The following is a 16,821-nucleotide window of genomic DNA, read 5'->3' as shown; positions in this document are numbered from 1 at the left end:
ACGGGCTCGCATGGGGGTGCTCGTACCGGTGTGGGGGCTCACGCTGCTGGACCTCCGGTCATTTGACGGCTCCACTGGTGATTCCGGACACGATCTTTCGCTGGCCGACGAGGAAGACGGCGACCATGGGCAGGCTCATCACCACGACGTACGCGAAGACGAGATGCCAGTTGTTGAGGTAGAGCTGGGCGCTCGCGACCTTGTAGAGGTTGAGCGGGAGGGTGGCCCGGTCGCCGCCGCCGAGGACGAAAAAGGCGTAGAAGATGTCGCTCCAGGCGTAGAGCATCACCATGATCGTCGCGGTGGCGATGACCGGCCGCAGCAGCGGGAGGACGATCCGCGCGAAGATCCGCAGCGGCTTCGCCCCGTCGATCCGGGCCGCCTCCTCCAGCTCCATCGGGATGGCGCGGATGAAGCCCGTCATGAAGAAGATCGAGGTGGAGAGGTACATCCCGGTGTAGACGGCGATCATTCCGGGCCGGGTGCCCGCCAGGCCGAGCTGCCGCAGCTCCATCACGACGGTGATGACCGCGGGCGGCAGCAGCAGTCCGCTGATGCACAGCGCGTACGCCGCCGAGACCAGCTTCGACTTGCGGCGGGCGAAGACCCAGGCGGCGCCCGCGCCGAGGATCAGCACGAGGACCACCGAAGGGACCACGACCAGCAGGGAGTTGAGCAGGCCGCGCAGCATCTCGCCCTGGGCGACGGCGTCCTCGTAGTTGGCGCGCGGCTGCCAGTGCGCCGGCGGGTCCAGGTTCGGCTTAATGGCCTCCGCCTGCGGCTTGGCGGAGGTGACGAGGACCAGCCATAGGGGGACGCCGACGGCGAGCCCGGCGAGCAGGAGGACGAGGGCCGGGCGGCCGTAGCGCCACATCACCGCGCTCACAGCAGCTGCTCCCTTCGGCGCAACCCGATGACCAGCGGAATCGCGACGGCCACCACGATCAGGAAGAGGACGAGACTCATCGCCGAGGCCTGTGCGTACAGGCCCTGGCCGAAGATCCGGAACATGTAGATGTTGAAGACCTCGGTGGAGGCGGCCGGACCACCGCCGGTGGTGGCCTGCACGATGTCGAAGGTGTTCATCGAACCGATGAGCGCCGTGGTGACGTTGAAGGTGAGGGCCGGGGCGAGCATCGGCCAGCGCACCGACCAGAACGTTCGCCAGGGCCCGGCCCCGTCCATCCGGGCGGCTTCGAGCATGTCGCCCGGGATGCCCTTCAGGCCCGCCAGATAGATCAGCATCGACAGGCCCATCCACTTCCAGCCATGGATGAGGGTGACGATCACGAGCGTCCAGGTCGTCGAGCCCAGCCAGGGGATGTCCGTGCCGAGCGTCGAGTTGACGGCGCCGTCCTGGTCGAGGAGCGCCTGGAAGACATAGCCCGTGGCGAGGGCCGAGATGAGCACCGGCAGGAAGAAGACGGCACGGAAGAACCGGTTGAAGCGGGTGTCGTCCTCCAGCAGCAGCGCCAGCACCAGCCCGAAGACGTTCTGGAAGACGGCCGCGAGCAGCGCGTACAGCAGGGTGGTGCGGATCGCGCGGACCAGGGTGCCGTCGTCGGCGACGGTCGTGAAGTTGTCGAGGCCGGTGAAGGCGATGTCCGGGTGGTAGGAGGACCAGTTGGTGAACGGGTAGTAGAAGTTGAGCAGGTTGGGCACCAGGAAGAAGCCCGCGAAGACGACGATCGCGGGGAGCGCGAACCACCAGGGGTGGTGCACGGCGGCGCGGGGCAGCCGCCCCACGCCCTTGGATGCGCCTGGCGCGGGGGCCTGCTTGCGCGCGCTGCGTACGACTGTGTCCGCCATGGCTAGAAACCGGGCGCGCCCTGGGCCTTGGCCACCTGCGCGAACTGGTCCTGGATGGCCTGGGCGACCTGCTGCGGGCTCTTCTTGTCGAAGAGCATGTCGGCGAGGTAGAGGTGGGTGTCGGGCGCGACGATCGCCTTGGCCTGGAAGACGCCGATGGCCGTGGGCAGGGCCGCGACCTGGGCTTTCGAAGCCTCCGGCAGGCCGTCCGGAGTGGGCACCGAGGGCTGCACGGACGGGATCTTCATCGCCTTGATGTAGTCGGCGTAGTCGGGGCCGAGCCAGAAGGCGAGGAACTGGCGGGCCGCGTTCTGCCGCTTCTCGTCACCGGTTTTGAAGGCGACGACACCGTTGGTCTGGTCGGGCGAGTACAGGCCGGTGGCCGCCGAGTTGGCGACCGGGAACCAGCCGATCCTCTCGTCGATCTCCTTCGTGGAGTACTTGGCCTGCAACTGGCTCTGGAAGGACGTGACGTTGAGGACCATGCCGGCCTCGCCCTTCCACAGCGCGTCGGCCTGACCCGTGAAGGTCCCGGTCCGGTAGTTCTTCTGGGCGAGCCCGGCGTCGAGCAGCTTGTCCTTGTACTTCTTGATCGCGCCGACGACGACCGGGTCGGTCCACTTCTCCTTGTTGGCGTTGAGATCCGTCCACCACTGCTGGTCGAGGTCGGTGAGCTGGACCTGCATCTGCCACTGCAGGGGCCACTTGTCGCCGCCGGCCTCGTAGAAGGCGGCCGCGTCGGTGCCGTCGACGACCTTGTGGCCGAGGGCGAGCAGCTCGTCGTACGACTTCGGGAAGTCCTTCTCCGCGAGGCCGGCCTTCCTGAAGACGTCCTTGTTGTAGTAGACGCCGAGCATGGCGGGGCTGGTGACGATGGCCGCGTACCGCTTGCCGTCGATGACCCCGAGCGACTTCTCCGTGTCGCCGAGCTTGGAGACCCACTCCTCGCCGTCGAGGGTGAGCAGGTTCTGCTGCGGCTGGATGAAGGGGAGCGTGGAGACGGAGGGCTGCCAGAACATCAGGTCGGGGCGGTCGCCGGAGGCCAGCTTGGTCGGCACGTTCGACTCGTAGGGGTCCGGGACGGCCTGGGTCTCCACCTCGGCGCCGGTGGCCTTCTCGAAGGCGTCGATGACCTGGCGGGGCGCGGTGACCGTGTTCTGCGCGGTCCACATGGTCAGCTTCACGCCGTCGAGCCGGGCGGTGGGATCGACGGCCGTCCGCTTCGTGTCCGAGTCCGCGCCGGAGGCCCCCGCCGTGGGATCGCTGCACGCGGTGGCGGCCAGGCCGAGGGCACATATGAGGGCCAGCGTCGGGAGAGCTCTTGTCTTCATCGCGTGCCTTTCGAGAACAGGTGGTTCAGGGCAGGGCAGGATGCGGAACAGCTGTGCTGGTGCGGGGAGTTCGGGTGGCGTGTTCGTGGACTGTGCGGAGGGCGGCCGGGGTTCAGGGCCTGGCGGGCGGTGGTCCCGCGCTCTCCCGCACCACCAGTTCGGGTACGGAGACCGGGTGCGGGGCGATCTGCGCGGACTCCTCGACGACCCCGTGCAGCAGGGCGAACGCGGCCCGGCCGAGGCCGATGAAGTCCAGTCGCACCGTCGTGAGGGACGGGGTCAGATAGGCCGAGTGCGGAGCGTCGTCGAAACCGGCGACGCTGACTTCCCCGGGCACGGACCGTCCGGCCTCGTGGAGCGCGCGCAGCACACCGAGCGCGAGGTCGTCGTTGCCGCAGAGGATCGCGGTGACCGCCGGGTCCCCGGCCAGTCGCAGGCCGGCGGCGTGACCACCCGCCGGGCCCCAACTCCCCTGTACCGAAGGGGGTTCGGGCGCACCGGCCTCCTTGAGCGCCTGCAACCAGCCGCTGGTACGGGCACTGGTCCGCCGGGTGCTCGACGGGATCGCGACGTAGTGCACGGTCTCGTGGCCGAGTGAGAGGAGGTGGCGGGTCGCCGCGTAGGCGGCCTCGCGGTCGTCGGTCCACACCCAGGGGCGGTCGCCGCCGGGCGGGGCCGCGGGCGTCTCCACCACTCCCACGACCGGCAGTTCGGCGGGCACGGCACCGAGGGCCGCGACCCCGGCCGGATCGTAGGCGATCACGATGAGACCGCCGCCCGCGTCCGCCGCCCGCTGCACCTCGGCGGCGACCGCGGTCTCGTCCGCCGATTCGAGGACACCGATGCCGACCGCGTACGACGCCGCCCGCGCCGCCTCCTCGATGCCCTGGAGGATCGAGGCGTAGCCGTAGTGCGTGGTGTTCGCGGTCAGTACGGTCACGGCCCGGCTGCGCCCGCTGGCCAGCGCGAGCGCGGTGGCGTTGCGCCGGAAGCCCAGCTCGTCGATGGCCGCCAGTACGCGTTCCCGCGTGGACGGCTTGACGCTGGGGTGGTCGTTGATCACCCGCGAGACCGTCTGGTACGAGACCCCGGCCGCGGTCGCGACGTCCCGGATGCTCGCCGGGCGCCTTGTGTGACCGGTCACATTCATGCCAGGATTGTGACCGGTCACACAGCGGGCGTCAAGAGAACGTAACGATGGATTCACGCGGGCGCGGTCGCGGGCGCCTTCGGCGGCGGGCGGATGGGCGAGGCTGGGGACAGCTCAGCAGGGCTCGGAACGGAACGGCTGGGAACGGCTCGGGAGGGGAAGCGACGTGGACTCGGGTGCGAACGACTTCGACGGAAGCGGTGCTACGGGCGGGGCGGCGGGGGGTTCGGCGGGCGGCAGGACAGGCGGGTCGACGGGGCCCGGCGGTGCGGGCACGAGCTTCACCTGGGGGCATCCGGCAGTCGAGAGCGTGTTCGCGACGGCCTCGGACGGGACGTTGCGGCTGGTGCGGCTCGGGCCTTCCGGTGACACCGTGGATCCCGAGACCGCGCTGCCGCTCGTCGAGTTGACCGCCTTCGGGCACGGCAGCGGCTGGTCCGGGCCGCGGTTCACGGGGACGGCGTTCGGGGCGCGGCTCGTGTACCGGGGGCACTGTGAGCATCACGGCCCGGGTGAGGGCGACTGGGCGCGGCTGACCGTCGAACTCCGCGACCCCGCCACCGGGTTGACCGCGTTCGTCGAGCTGTCCTCGCCCGCCGGGGTGGCCGTCCTGCGCTCCCGGGTGCGGCTGCGCAACGACGGGGCCGAGCCGCTCGTCGTGCAGTCCGTCAGCAGCCTTCTCCTCGGCGGGCTGCCCTCCCCCGACCTCCTGGACGTGCACCGGGCGCGCAACGACTGGCTCGCGGAGTGCCGTTGGTACGCCGAGCCGCTGCGGGCAACGGTCGCCGACATCAGCGTCGACGCCCATCAGCACGACAGCCGGGCGGCGCTCGCCCTCACCGGACGCGGGAGTTGGCCCAGCGACGGGCACCTGGCGATGGGGGCGCTCACAGAGCGGGGAGGCGGCCGAGACCGGGACGCGGTCCCCATGGAGGGGAGCGGCGGCCGGGGCCGGGCCTGGGTCTGGCAGGTGGAGTCGCCTGCCGGGTGGCGGTGGGACCTGGGGGAACGCGCGCGCGGCACGTATCTCGCGCTCAACGGGCCCACGGATGCGGAGCACCAGTGGCGGATGCGGCTCGCGCCGGGCGACACGTTCACGACCGTGGCGGCGGCGCTCGCGCTCGGGTCGGGGGGCGGCTCGGGGCTCGACGACGCGTGGGCGGCGCTGACCGCGTACCGCCGGGCCGTCCGGCGCCCCCATCCCGACCACGACACGCTTCCCGTAGTCTTCAACGACTACATGAACACCCTGATGGGCGACCCGACCACGGCGAAGCTGCTGCCGCTGATCGACGCGGCGGCGGACGCGGGCGCGGAGTACTTCTGCATCGACTCCGGCTGGTACGACGACACGGTGGACGGCGGCTGGTGGGACGGCGTCGGCGCATGGCTGCCGTCGGCACGTCGGTTCCCGCCGGGGGGCGTGGGCGGTGGGACGGCGCCGGAGGTCGGGGCCGTGTCCGGGGGAGGCGGCGGGGCGGGAACGGCGGCCGAGGCCGGAACCGGGCCCGGAACCGGAACCGAACTCGAGGCTGGCATCGGAACCGAAGCCTGGGCCGGAACCGAAGCCTGGGCCGGAACCGAGGCCTGGGCCGAAGCCGAAGCCGGCACCGAACCCGGGGCCGGAACGGAAGCCGAGGTCGATACCGAACGCGGGGCCGGAACGGAAGCCGAAGCCGGCGCCGGGCCCGAGGACGGATCCGACTCCGAGGCCGTAGCAGCCGCCCCCTCCGACGGCGGGATCCGGGCCGTGCTGGATCGGATTCGGGAGCGCGGCATGGTTCCCGGGCTCTGGCTGGAGCCCGAGGTCGTCGGCGTGCGCAGCGCGGTCGCGGCGGAGCTGCCGCCGGAAGCCTTCTTCCAGCGTGACGGGGTGCGGCTGGCCGAGCAGGGTCGTCACCAGCTCGACCTGCGCCACCCGGCGGCCCGTGCCCACCTCGACAAGACGGTGGACCGGATCGTCGGGGACTGGGGCGTGGGCTACCTCAAGCTCGACTACAACATCGTGATCGACCCCGGTACGACCGCCCCGGGCGACCTCTCCCCCGGCGCCGGCCTCCTGGGGCACGCCCATGCGTACCTGGACTGGCTCTCCGACGTCCTGGACCGCTACCCGCACCTCGTCGTCGAGAACTGCGCCTCCGGCGGTATGCGCATGGACGGCGCCACCCTGGCCGTGGCCCAGCTCCAGTCCACCAGCGACCAGCAGGACCCCCTCCGCTACCCCCCGATCGCCGCCGCCGCGCCCACGGCGGTCCCCCCGGAACAGGGCGCCGTCTGGGCCTACCCGCAGCCCGAGTACGAGGACGACCTGATCGCCTTCACCCTCGGCGGCGCCCTTCTCGGCCGTATCCACCTTTCGGGACACTTGGACCGCATGACGGATCGTCAACTCGCCCTCGTACGCGAGGCGGTGGGCACGTACAAGTCGATCCGCGGCAATCTGGCGCGGTCCGTGCCGTTCTGGCCCCTCGGCCTGCCGGGCTGGACGGACGAGTGGTCGGCCCTGGGGCTGCGGGCCCCGGACGGGCAGGGGCCGACGTACGTGTCGGTGTGGCGGCGGGGCGGCGCGTCCGAAGTGCGGCTCCCCATACGGCACTTGGCGGCCTCGGGCGTCCCCGTGCGCACGGAGATCCTGCACCCGTCCGCCGCGCGCGCGGACTCGGCGGCGTCCTGGGACCCCACCACCGGCGAACTGCGGGTGTCGGTGCCACGCTCCCCCGGTGTGCTGCTGATCCGTCTGACCCCGCAGGACGTGACCGAGGCCTAACACGATCCGAGCCGGCACCGCGTGGGGGCGGCACCGGCTCGGACTCGTACGTGGGCCGGCTACGGCTCACCGGCCGCCGCAGGTCAACTGCTGCTGACCGTCAGGTTGTTGGTGGTGAAGTCCAGGCCCCCGGAGGACGAGGTCACCTCGAAGCCGAACTGCACGTCACCGATGGTCTCGTTGCCCATCCAGCCCTTGGTGTCCTTGATCCACTTGAGGATGGGGAGGATCTGGACCGTGCCGGAGTTCGAGTCCGAGGTGCGCAGGAACGAGAAGACCTCGTTGGCGCCGTTGCTGCCCTTGTAGACGCTCCAGGTGTGACCGCCGAGCGTCACATTGCCCTGTGCGGTGCCGAGCGGACCGACGGCCCCGTTGTAGTTGACCCAGAGCATGATCTCGTAGTCGTAGTCCGTGTCCCAGATGTCGTACGAGGTGTTGTACGCGCCCGAGGACGGGACGGTGACGTTGTAGCTGCTGTTGAGCGAGCCGAGCGAGGTGATCGTCTTGTTGATCACCTTCTTGGAGTTGGGGTACGACTTGATGCCGCCGGTGTTGGGGTGGTTGGCCCAGACTCCCCAGTTCGTACCGGAGTTGGCCCAGATGCACTGGCTGCCGGCGCCGGAGCCCCAGATGTTGTTGTAGAGCGTGTAGCCGTTCAGGCTGGTGTTGCCCCACTGGTCGCAGGAGTTCCAGACGGCGGCCGAGGCGGGGGCGGAGGCGAGCCCGATCGTGGCGCCGAGCGCGAGCGCGGGGGCGAGCAGGGCCTTGCCGATCCGGCCCAGGGTGCGGGTGCGGGTGCGTGTTGCCATGGGTGTCGGTTCCTTCCATGGGTGGGGGGAAGTGCGGGGTGGGGAGCTACCGCGGCCTCGTGGGGAGGACGCGGTCTTCTCCGGCGCCGAGGCCGATCGCCGCGGACGTTCGCCCGACCGCTCGTCCGATCGTTCGTCCGACCGCTGCGAAGGGCCCGGCGCCGGGGGAAGTCATGGTGACGGCTTCAGTACGGCCACGCCGTACCGGCCGAGCGACAGCGATCCGGTGACGGTCGCCCCCGTCAGCAGGTCGCGATGGGTGTCGGGCACGTCGACGGTGACCTCCTCGCGGCCGTGGTTGAGCACGAACAGCACATCGCCTCTCCGTACCGCCTCGACCCCGCCGGGCAGTCCGTCCAGGACCGGCCGCACCCCGGCGTCGGCCGCGACCCGACTCAACAGGGCCCGCAGTTCGGCCGGTTCGGGCAGCGTGGAGACGTACCAGGCCCGCCCCTTCCGCAACACCGCCGGGAGGCCGTCGAGTTCGCCGCCCTTGTAGGGGACGACCTCGTCCGCGTCCGCCGTCTCGATCTCCTCGGACCACAGGGTCCCCCGGAAGACGCCCCGGGGGCCGTCGCACTCGACCTCCTCCCCCGCGTCCAGGGGCCACCACTCGTGCAGGGTGCGGATGCCGAAGAGGTCGCGGAGCCGGGCGTCCATGCCGCCGGGGCGTATCCGGTCGTCCTCGTCGGCGACGCCGGTCATGAAGCCGCTGACGAGGGTGCCGCCGCCCCGCACGCACGCGAGGAGGTTGTCGATAGCCGCGTCCGTGAGGAGGTAGAGCTGCGGTACGACGACGAGCCGGTGGGGGGAGAGATCGTGCTCGGGGTGCGCGAAGGCCGTGGTGAGGTTCGCCTCCCAGAGGGCGCGGTGCCAGGACCGTACGACCTCGGGAAGATCGACCTCGGACGACAGTCGGCCGTCCTGGGCGCTGGCCCACCAGGAGTTCCAGTCGAACAGCACCGCGATGTCGGCTTCGATGTGACGACCCGCCAGTTCATGGCCGAGGGCGGCCAGTTCCCGGCCGAGCCGCCTCACCTCCTGGTAGGTGCGACCGTGCTCGCCCGCGTGACCGACCATGCCGGAGTGGAACTTCTCCGCGCCCTGCCGGGACTGCCGCCACTGGAAGTAGCAGACGGCGTCCGCGCCCCGGGCGACGGCCTGGAAGGACCACAGCCGGTTGAGCCCCCGGGGTTTGGGGTGGTTGACGCCACGCCAGTTGACCGGTCCGGCGGCCTGCTCCATCAGCATCCACGGGCCGCCGCCCGCCTGGGAGCGGGTCATGTCCTGGACCAGGGCGCCGTGCTGCGCGCCGAGCGGGTCACGCGGGTCCGGGTAGAGGTCGACCGAGACGACGTCCTCCTGCTCGGCCCACCGCCACGCGTCCTGGCCCACCCACATCGGCATGAAGTTGGTGGTCACCGGCACGTGCGGGGTGTGCCGGCGGACGATGTCGCGCTCCATGACGTAGCACTCCAGGAGCATGTCGCTCGTGAAGCGTTTGAAGTCGAGCACATGGCTCGGGTTCTTCAGGTAGTGGGCGCGGCGCGGCGGGAGGATCTCGTGCCAGCCGTCGTAGCCCTGGCTCCAGAAGGCCGTGCCCCAGGCCTCGTTGAGCGTGTCGAGGGTCCCGTACTTCCGCTGGAGCCACGCCCGGAAGGTCCGCGCCGCCTCGTCGCCCCAGTCGTAGGTGCAGTACTCGTTGTTGATGTGCCACATCGTGAGGGCCGGGTGGTCGCCGTAGCGGGCGGCGAGGTCCTCGGTGATGGCGGCGGCGTACCGGCGATAGGTCTCGCTGGAGTGCGAGAAGTGCTGGCGGGAGCCCCACCACTCGATCTGGCCGTTCTCGTCGCGCGGCAGGGTCTCGGGGTGGAGGCGCCCCATCCACGGCGGTGGGGAGGAGGTGGGCGTGGCGAGGACGACCCCGATGCCGTGCTCGTGCATGAGGTCCATCAGCCGGTCCAGCCAGCCGAACTCCCGTGCTCCGGGCCGGGGTTCGAGCTTCGCCCAGGAGAAGACCCCGAGGGTGACGGTGTTGACGCCGGCCTCCTTCATGAGGCGTACGTCCTCGTGCCACACCTCCTCGGGCCACTGTTCGGGGTTGTAGTCGCCGCCGAAGAGGATCCGGCCACGGGTGGCGTCGGCCAGGCTCGGCCGGGCGGGACCGGCCATCAGACCGGGTCCCCGTACTGGATGCCGCGCCCGTTCGTCGCCAGGTAGACGCGGCCGTACACGCGCGGGTCACCCACGATGACCTCGCCGGTCCAGCCCCACTGGTGGGCGTCGTCGTTGATACGGGTCCAGGTCTTCGCGCCGTCGTCGGAGCGGTGGACGGCGGTGATGGACTCGGTCGAGCCGACCTGGTAGATCGCCGGGTAGTCGGCGCCGTCGGCGGCCTTGCCGAAGCCGAGGGTGTACGAGGCCCAGCAGCTGTCGATCTTCGAGAAGTCGGCCCCGCCGTCGGTGGACCGGTACAGCCCGTTCGTCTTCGCGCTCAGCCACAGGTCCCCGGTGCGGCCGGGCGCCGCGACCAGCTTGAACTGGCTGTCGCCCTTGGGCAGTCCGGTCGCCCGGGCCGTGAAGGTGACACCGCTGTCCGTGCTGGCGTACAGCGTTCCCGTGTCGGTGTCGTAGGCGTAGAAGCGCGTGGCGTCGGCCGGGTCGGCGACCGGTGTGGCGCCCTTCGGGAAGGAGGGGATCTCGGTCCAGGTCGCCCCGTTGTCGGCGGAGCGGTGGGCCGCGTACTTCGTGCCGTCCCAGTGCACGAAGGACCACAGCAGCACGCTGCCGTCGGCGTTGGTGGCGATCGGCCCGGGTGCGTCCTTGGCGATGGCGGGCTGGGCCGCGAAGGGCGCCCAGGTACGGCCCCCGTCGTGGGAGGAGGCCCCGTTTCCGTGGTCGCCCCAGCCGGTGCGGACCACGTACGACGGCTTCGTCGAGGCCTGTGCCAGCCCCGTCGCCGATCCGAACACGGGGTTCGACGCCATGCCGCGCCACGGGGACGCCGTGAGGCGTTCGTGGTACATCGTGCCGATGTCACCGGAGCCGCTCAGCAGATGCGCCTGCCCGGTCGGAGGCGAGATCAGCTGGCGCACGGACGTCTCCTCCAGCCCCCGGACCTGCGGCGCCCAGCGCTTCAGGTCGCGGGTGCCGTAGAGGGTCGCGCCGGTGCCGTAGACGAGGTGCTCGGAGTCGAACGGGTCGAGGGCGAGCGCCTGGATCCACCAGCCGAACTTGGGCTTGTCGGCTCCCCACTTGAGGTACGGGGTCTCGGACACGTCGAGGACGGCGGAGTCCTTGAGGGAGGTCCAGGTCCGGCCGCCGTCGGTGGACCGGAAGAGGGTGTCGATCTCGGCCCAGCGGTTGTTGGTGGAGACGACCACCGTGCCCGGGCGGCGGGCGTCGACGGCGACGCCGCCGTAGCCGAAGCTGTCGGCGCCGCCGTCGGTCGTGGTGCCGCCGGGCTTCACCGGGGTCACCACGGTCCACCTGCCCGTGGTGGTGCGGAGCTTGTGCACACTGCCGTCGGACTGGCCGTTGGGGCCGGGGGCGTCGGCGTACGTCACGTACAGCTCGCGGGTGTGCCGGTCGTACGCGGCGCGGATCGGGACCTTGGCGGAAGTGCCGGTCGGCTGGCCGGGGACGGCCTCCCAGGTGGTGCCGTCGGTCGTGCGGTACAGGTTCCTGGTGGCGGAGGTGCCGTCGCCGTCGCCCCAGCCGGCGTAGAGGGTGCGGCCCGCGGCGACGAGGAGGGTGACGCCCTGCCCGGTGCCGCTCGGCGTCGCCGGGAAGCCGGTCGCCGCCGCCCAGGTGGCGCCCCGGTCCGTCGACCTGAGCAGGCCGTCGTGTCGGGTGCCCAGCCACAGGGTGTCGCTGTCGCGCGGGTCGACGAGGAGACGCTCGCCGGCGCCCCGGCCGTCCTCGTTGGCGCCGAGCTTCACGGTGAGGTCGCTGCGGGTCCAGGTGGCGCCGCGGTCGTCGGAACGGAGGATCGCGCCGTTCCCGGCCCAGGGCTGGGCGTAGGTGCCGAGGGCGAGGTAGACGCGGTTCGGGTGGGCGGGGTCGAGGGCGATGGCCTCCACGCCGAGGAGGTTCCAGTCGTCCCAGCCGAGGTGGTCGGTCAGGGGGGTCCAGCGGGCCTTGCGGTCGTCCCAGCGGTAGGCGCCGCCGATGTCTGTGCGGGCGTAGGCGAGACCGGGTCTCGCCGGGTGGAAGAGGATGCCCGTGACGAATCCGGTGCCGCCGATCACCGCGTTGCGCCAACGGTACGTGGGGGTGCGGGTGGTGGGGCTGGCATCGGCTGCGGTGGCCTCGGTGGCGTGGGCCGGGGCGCCGAGTGCGGGGAGGGCGGTGAGGGCTGCGGTGGCCGTGGTCGCGGTGAGTACGGTGCGGCGGCTTGGGTGGGGGGTGCGCATGACATACCTCGTTCGTACGGGGAGGGGAGGGTGAGCGCCTTGTAGCTCGGGGGTACGGGTGCGACGGCGACTGCGGGCCCGGTGGGGCGTCTCGCGCAGTTCCCCGCGCCCCTCAAGGGCCTACGGCCCTTCGGGGACGGCCCTGGGCGAAGGGCCTCGGGACGGACGACCTTGGGTTGGGCGGCCTGGGGGTGGACGGCCTGGGGACGGATACGGAGAACCGCGGGACGGACGACCTCGGACGGACGACCTTCGAGCAGACAGCCTCGGGACAACCGACCTTCCGGCAACCGACCTTCGGACGGACGGCCTTGGGACGGAGAACCTTGGGCCAGTTGGCCTTCGGCGGACGGTCTTGAAGGCCTGCGGCCCGTAATGCCTGCGGCCCTCAATGCCTACGGCCGCTAATACCTGCGGCCCTTGATACCTGCGGCCGGCTCTCGGGGTGAAAAAGCACGGGGCGCAGCCCCTGCTTTTTCAGGGGCGCGGGGAACTGCGCTAGAAGCCCCACGCACCCGCAGCCGCCCACGCACCGAACCCCCCGACCCCATAGGCGCCCCGGTCACCCCTTGACCGCTCCGGTCAGCATCCCCTTCTTGAAGTGCTTCTGGACAAAGGGAGAGAGCACGGCCACCGGCAGCAGGGCCATGACCATGACCGCCATCTGGATGGCCAGCCCCGACAGCTGACCGGTCTTGATGGCCTGGCTCAGCCCGACCGGCGCCTCCTGCTTCTGCACGAGCTGGATCATCACGTTCTGCAACGGCATCATCTCCTGCTCGTTCAGATAGATCGACGCGTTGAACCAGGCACTCCAGTACCCGACGGCGTAGAACAGCGTGATCACCGCGAGAACGGCCCGCGACAGCGGCATGACGATCTGCCAGAGGATCCGGAAGTCCCCGGCGCCGTCGATGCGCGCGCTGTCGATAAGTTCCTGCGAGATCCCCATGAAGAACCCGCGCAGCACCAGGATGTTGAAGATGCTCACCGCGCTCGGGAGGATCAGCGCGAGATAGGTGTCCATCAGGCCGAGGGACTGCACCAGCAGGTACGTCGGGATGAGGCCCGCGCTGAAGAACATGGTCGCCAGCAGCGTCATCAGGATCCAGCTGTGGGCGAAGGATCCGGTGCGGGACAGCCCGTAGGCGCACAGGACGGACACCGTCATCGAGAACAGTGTGCCGACCAGCGTGATGACGATGCTGATGACCGCGGCGCGGGTGACCTGGCCGCCGCTGAGGAGTTCCTGGTAGGCCACGAAGGTGATGCCCTTGGGCACGATCACCAGGCCACCCGCCTCGTCGATGGTCTTGCGCGACGACAGGCTGGTGACGATCACGATCCACAGCGGGAAGAGGACCGCCAGGCAGGCGAACGACAGGGCGATGCTCTTGCCCGCCAGGCCGGCTCTCGAGGGCTCCTCCTCCCACGACGGCCGGGGCGGAGCCTGCCACCAGCGGGGGGCCTTCTCCTGATGGGCCGGCTCGGTGTCCTGGCGCGGCTCCCACATGACGGAGGTCATTTCTTGTACACCCCCTGCTCGCCCATGAGATGAGCGATCTTGTTCGCGGCGAGGACCAGGCCGATGCTGACCACGCCCTTGACGAGACCCGCCGCGGCCGCGTAGCCGAAGTCCTGGTTGCGCACACCGTTCCACCACACGAAGGTGTCGAGGACCTCGCCCGCGCCCGGCCCGACACCGTCGCGTTGCAACAGGATCTGTTCGAACCCGACGGTCAGGGCGTCGCCGACGCGCAGCACGAGGAGGAGGGCGATCACCGGACGCAGGGCGGGGAGGGTGACGTGCCACATGCGGCGCCAGCGCCCGGCGCCGTCCATCGCCGCGGCCTCGTAATGGTCCGTGGGTACCGAGGCCAGCGCGGCGAGGAAGACGATGATCCCCCACCCGGCGTCCTTCCACACGCTCTGCGCGGTGATCAGGAAGGCGAAGGTGTCCGGGTTGGTCATGATGTCGAGGCCGTCGTACCCGTTCTGCCTGAGCAGTTGGGAGAGCATCCCCGCGCCGCCGAACATCTGCTGGAAGACGGCGACGACCAGCACCCAGGAGAAGAAGTGCGGCAGGTAGAGCACGGCCTGCGCGACGGCCCGCACCCTCGGCCGGACCACGCTGTTGATGAGCAGCGCGAGCAGGATCGGGACCGGGAAGAACAGCACCAGTTGGACCACGAACAGCACCAGCGTGTTCTCGACGGCGTTCCAGAACGCCGAGTCCTCGAAGATCCGCTGGAAGTTGTCCAGGCCCACGAAGGGGCTGTTCAGCATGGCGACGATGCCGTTGTCGCTGATGTAGGGGTCGTAGTCCTGGAAGGCCACGACGTTGCCGAGGATCGGCAGGTAGTTGAAGACGAGTACCAGCACGACGGCCGGCAGCGTCATCAGGAGCAGGACGCGGTCGCGGCGGAACCTGAGCCTGAGGCTCAGCTTCTCCGACGGGGGTTTCCCCGAGGACCTGGTGGCGCCGTCCGAGGTGACGGGGGACCTCTCCGGCGTGGCGGCCTCGGCTCTGCTCCGGGGCACCGTGCTGTGGGACACAGCCGCTCTCCTTGCCTCAGAGCCCGGTCAGCTCGCCGCCGAGCCGTTCTCGTCGAGGAGCTTCTTGTACCAGTCGCGCAGCTTGTCGCCGCCCTTGCTCTTCCAGTCGGAGACGGCCTGCTGCATGTCGCTGATCTTCTTGCGCCCGCGGATGATGTCGTCCTCGAGCTGCTCGAAGTCGTTGACGAGGTTGGTGTAACGGGAGGGCTCGGTGATCTGCAGGCCCCAGAAGGAGGTCTTCTTGGTGCGGGCGCCCATCCGCTGCTCCCACTCGACCATGGCCTTGGTGTAGTCCGGCAGGTCGGGGTGGGCGGTGGTCGGGGCGGGGCTCGCCACCATGACGTAGGCGTTGAGGACCTCGTTGTTGCCCCGGTCGTTCTTGACCGGGATGCCGTCCTTGATGGTGTAGTGCGTGCCCTCGACCCCGTAGTTGGTCATCATCCACTCCTTGGTGCCGTAGGGCGCCGCGGTGACGTTGGCGACCGCCAGGGCGTCGCGGATGACGGACTCGGAGGCTTTCTTGCTGATGAAGGCGAAGATGCCGGCCGGGTTGGCGGCGTACAGCGTCGGGTCACCGCCGTCGTGGCCCCAGATGTCCATGCCCCAGATCTTGAAGTCGGGGTTCTGGGTGGCCTGGGAGGCCTGCTGGCCGTACCAGTGGACGATGTTGTTCTCCCAGATCAGGAACTCACCGGCGGCGAACTTGGGGGCGGGGTCGCTCGCCTGGCTCTTGCCCAGCTTGAAGTCGGGGTGGACGACTTCGGCGGCGAACAGTTTGCGCGTCCACTCGATGGCTTCCAGGTACTCCTGGGTCTCGATGCGGTTGATCAGCTTGCCGTCGACCAGGTTCCACCAGAGCGGCTTCTCGCCTCCCGGGAGTACGCCGAAGTTGTTCATGGCGGTCCACTTCATGTCACCGCACGCCCACCGCTTGGCCCGGGCGTTGGTGATGTCCTTGCACAGGGCCAGGAAGTCGTCCGAGGAGGTCGGGACCTCGTAGCCCTCCTCGTCGAAGATGTCCTGACGGTAGAGGGGAATGATGTTCTGCACGGACGAGGCCGGCATGGGCAGGCCCATCAACTTGCCGCCGAAGATGGAACGTTGCCAGGCGCCGCTGGGGATCGCCGCGAGGTTCGGGTACTCCTTGACCTTGTCCCCGGACAGGTACGGGCCGAGGTCCGCGAACTTGCCGACGATGGCGCTGGGTATCTTGCCCATCATGTTCCAGCCGGGGACGACGACCACGTCCGGGACGTCGCTGGAGGCGAGGACCGCGCCGAGCTTCTGGTCGTAGGTGTTGCCGTCCTGGTTGCGCCACCGGACGTCGACGCCGATCAGGTCGTTCATCGCCGTGTAGTAGGCGTTGTCGCCCTTCGGCGGCGAGCCCCAGAACGGCGACATGATGGTGAGCTCGCCACCCTTGCCGAGCTTCTTCGCGACCGAGGTCTTGAGGGCGGAGCCGTCGAGCTTGGTGGTGAAGCCCATCGACGAACCGTTTTTGGACGGCAGGTCCGGCTTCACCACGTCGCTGGCCACGTACGTCGGAATGATCTTCTTGGCGTCCTTGCCCGACGTGGTGCCCTCACGCGAGCCGCTGTCCGAGCCGCCGCAGGCGGACAGCAGCGGCACGCCCCCCGCCACTGCGGCGGTGACGACCGCCGTGGAGGCGAGGAAGCTTCTCCGGCTGGGCGCGGCGGAGGTGGCGGAGTTCGGCGTCATTGCGTCAACCCTTCATGGCGCACACCAGGACACCCGGCGGTGGCCGTCGGCTGCGGTGTCTGAGTGGATCTGGCTGTGCTGAAGCGGGTGAACCCTCGAGCGGCGGAGGGAGGTGAGCACGCGAAGCGTTTCCCTCCACAGTCGAAGCGCTTCGATGTTGCTGCGAGGTTAAGTGAACGACCGGGGGTGCACAAGGGTCGATTCCTAGATTCCTCAGCGGTGTGGACGACCGGAACAGCGCCCTCCGACCTTCGGTATCCCG

Annotated in this window: 11 protein-coding genes; 1 reads left to right on the top strand and 10 read right to left on the bottom strand. The window is 70.0% G+C overall.

What is annotated here, in order from left to right; all coding sequences use genetic code 11:
• Positions 1 to 58: 58 nt before the first annotated feature.
• The 4 genes from PUR53_RS21475 to PUR53_RS21460 form a co-directional block, all read right to left on the bottom strand.
• Positions 59 to 874: a carbohydrate ABC transporter permease gene (locus tag PUR53_RS21475; protein ID WP_329898952.1), complete on the bottom strand. Its 816-nt coding sequence runs from the start codon at positions 872 to 874 to the stop codon at positions 59 to 61.
• An 8-nt stretch (positions 875 to 882) separates the two neighbouring features.
• Complete coding sequence (locus PUR53_RS21470) at positions 883 to 1,809, bottom strand: carbohydrate ABC transporter permease (protein ID WP_329898896.1); 927 nt, start codon at positions 1,807 to 1,809, stop codon at positions 883 to 885.
• 2 nt (positions 1,810 to 1,811) lie between these two features.
• On the bottom strand, positions 1,812 to 3,140 hold the full coding sequence (locus PUR53_RS21465; protein ID WP_329909326.1) for an ABC transporter substrate-binding protein: 1,329 nt from the start codon (positions 3,138 to 3,140) through the stop codon (positions 1,812 to 1,814).
• A gap of 112 nt (positions 3,141 to 3,252) precedes the next feature.
• Positions 3,253 to 4,290, bottom strand: coding sequence for a LacI family DNA-binding transcriptional regulator (locus PUR53_RS21460; protein WP_329909324.1), 1,038 nt, complete (start codon positions 4,288 to 4,290; stop codon positions 3,253 to 3,255).
• Between the two features lie 310 nt (positions 4,291 to 4,600).
• Between PUR53_RS21460 and PUR53_RS21455 the strand changes: the two genes are divergently transcribed.
• A complete protein-coding gene (locus PUR53_RS21455; RefSeq protein ID WP_329909323.1) occupies positions 4,601 to 7,060 on the top strand; it encodes a glycoside hydrolase family 36 protein in 2,460 nt (819 codons plus the stop codon).
• 83 nt (positions 7,061 to 7,143) lie between these two features.
• Here PUR53_RS21455 and PUR53_RS21450 read toward each other — a convergent pair whose 3' ends face one another.
• From PUR53_RS21450 to PUR53_RS21425, 6 genes are all read right to left on the bottom strand, one after another.
• Positions 7,144 to 7,869, bottom strand: a complete 726-nt coding sequence (locus PUR53_RS21450) for a glycoside hydrolase family 12 protein (RefSeq protein WP_329909322.1) — start codon at positions 7,867 to 7,869, stop codon at positions 7,144 to 7,146.
• A gap of 171 nt (positions 7,870 to 8,040) precedes the next feature.
• The gene (locus PUR53_RS21445) at positions 8,041 to 10,041 is read right to left on the bottom strand and encodes a beta-galactosidase (protein ID WP_329909320.1); all 2,001 of its coding nucleotides are present in this window, start codon (positions 10,039 to 10,041) and stop codon (positions 8,041 to 8,043) included.
• Positions 10,041 to 12,284 (bottom strand): 1,4-beta-glucanase, encoded by a 2,244-nt coding sequence (locus PUR53_RS21440; RefSeq protein ID WP_329909318.1) that lies wholly within the window; start codon positions 12,282 to 12,284, stop codon positions 10,041 to 10,043. Before PUR53_RS21440 ends, PUR53_RS21445 begins: the two co-directional genes overlap by 1 nt.
• Before the next feature lie 562 nt (positions 12,285 to 12,846).
• Complete coding sequence (locus PUR53_RS21435) at positions 12,847 to 13,809, bottom strand: carbohydrate ABC transporter permease (RefSeq protein ID WP_329898889.1); 963 nt, start codon at positions 13,807 to 13,809, stop codon at positions 12,847 to 12,849.
• The gene (locus PUR53_RS21430; protein ID WP_329909317.1) at positions 13,806 to 14,840 is read right to left on the bottom strand and encodes an ABC transporter permease; all 1,035 of its coding nucleotides are present in this window, start codon (positions 14,838 to 14,840) and stop codon (positions 13,806 to 13,808) included. Before PUR53_RS21430 ends, PUR53_RS21435 begins: the two co-directional genes overlap by 4 nt.
• Positions 14,841 to 14,867: 27 nt before the next feature.
• Positions 14,868 to 16,559 carry an extracellular solute-binding protein gene (locus PUR53_RS21425; protein WP_329898887.1) on the bottom strand — a complete coding sequence of 564 codons (1,692 nt, stop codon included), beginning with the start codon at positions 16,557 to 16,559 and terminating at the stop codon, positions 14,868 to 14,870.
• Positions 16,560 to 16,821: the final 262 nt, after the last annotated feature.

Origin of the sequence: Streptomyces sp. SP18BB07 (genome assembly GCF_036322545.1) — a bacterium.
Taxonomy (GTDB): Bacteria; Actinomycetota; Actinomycetes; order Streptomycetales; family Streptomycetaceae; genus Streptomyces; species Streptomyces deccanensis.
The sequence above is the reverse complement of the archived record's forward strand: the minus strand, read 5'-3'. Positions and strand labels throughout refer to the sequence as shown.